The sequence below is a fragment of the Vibrio sp. YT-18 genome (assembly GCF_033337345.1).
GTDB classification, from domain to species: Bacteria; Pseudomonadota; Gammaproteobacteria; order Enterobacterales; family Vibrionaceae; genus Vibrio; species Vibrio alginolyticus.
In genome coordinates, this window is record NZ_JAWOQO010000103.1 from 1 (window position 1) to 1424 (window position 1424).

Below are 1424 nucleotides of genomic sequence, written 5' to 3' on the forward strand. Positions count from 1 at the left end.
TGAAAAAACATTAGAACCAGAGCAACAAGCGCAGTTTGATGCTTTACTCGCAAGGCGCTTAGCAGGCGAACCCGTTGCTTACATTATTGGTGAGCGCGAGTTTTGGTCTCTACCTCTCAAAGTTTCTCCTACTACCTTGATCCCAAGACCAGACACCGAGCGTTTGGTGGAAGTTGCTTTGGATAAAACCTATGGGCAGACCGGATCGATTCTAGATTTAGGCACGGGGACAGGAGCAATTGCATTGGCATTAGCGTCTGAGCTACCGAATCGTCAGGTAATGGGAGTTGACCTCAAACAAGAGGCCAAAGAGCTTGCTGAGTACAATGCCGCGCAGCTAAACATCAAAAATGTGACGTTTGACCAAGGTAGCTGGTTCGAGCCTATTGCAGAGGGAACAAAGTTTGCTTTAATTGTTTCCAATCCGCCGTATATTGACGAGAAAGATCCGCATTTATCCCAAGGTGACGTTCGTTTTGAGCCAAAATCCGCGCTGGTCGCTGATGAAAATGGCTTAGCGGATATTCGCCATATCTCCGATTTGGCTCGTCAGTATCTTGAAGAGGGCGGTTGGCTTGCCTTCGAACACGGTTACGACCAAGGCGAGGCGGTTCGTGAGATCATGAGTGGCTTTGGTTATCAGCAAGTTGTCACCGAAAAAGATTATGGTGGGAATGATCGAGTGACCCTCGGTTGCTATCAGCCTTCATAAGAACGAGCAAGTCAGCAGTAATTTATTAAAAGAGAAGAAAAATGTACGTAGCTCTAAAACATATTCACCTTGTCACCATCGCACTGAGTGCCACATTGTTGTCGATTCGATTCGCGTTAATGATGATGAACTCTCCAAAGCGCAACCATCGTTTTCTGAAAGTTTTTCCACACATTGTTGATACCGCGCTGTTGTTGTCAGGTGTTGCTTTGATCTTTGTTACTGGCTTCATTCCATTTACAGACTCAGCACCTTGGCTAACCAACAAGATCACGTGTGTGTTGGCGTACATTGCTCTGGGCTTCTTCGCTCTGAAATTAGCTAAAAATAAATTGCTGCAAATTTTCGGTTTCTTTGGTGCACTCGGTTGGTTGGTCATGGCGGCTAACATCGCCGTGTCTAAGAGTCCAACTTTATTTGGGTAATCGTCATGCTTGAGTTTTTTGACGAAGATTTTGACAACATGGCGCTGGTGGAAGGAGCGTTAGAGCTCAATAAATCCGTTAATCCAGAAACCAACGTCCATTGGGCTAAGCAAGAGCTAGAGCGTCTGTACCAAGAAGCAGAAGCAACGCTTATCCATGAAACAGATGAAGAGCAGCGTTTCGACTCTTTCCTACGTCTGTTTTTCCATGAGTGGGGCTTCAAAGGTGACGACCAAGAGTACTTTATCTCTGACAACAGCTTTATCGATAAAGTACTAGAGCGTAAA

3 protein-coding genes are annotated in these 1424 nt (G+C 45.6%); all 3 read left to right on the plus strand.

The window, feature by feature from the left end; translation table 11 throughout:
* The coding region (gene prmC, locus R7M72_RS24640) for a peptide chain release factor N(5)-glutamine methyltransferase (protein ID WP_318056407.1) at positions 1–712 on the plus strand (712 nt) is incomplete at its 5' end.
* A 41-nt stretch (positions 713–753) separates the two neighbouring features.
* Positions 754–1137, plus strand: a complete 384-nt coding sequence (locus R7M72_RS24645; protein WP_005468486.1) for a SirB2 family protein — start codon at positions 754–756, stop codon at positions 1135–1137.
* 5 nt (positions 1138–1142) lie between these two features.
* The coding region (locus tag R7M72_RS24650) for a transglutaminase family protein (RefSeq protein WP_318056408.1) at positions 1143–1424 on the plus strand (282 nt) is incomplete at its 3' end.

Excerpts from the sequence above, each read along its gene's own strand:
- R7M72_RS24645 (WP_005468486.1), top strand. The coding sequence starts at position 754 with ATGTACGTAGCTCTAAAACATATTCACCTTGTCACCATCGCACTGAGT.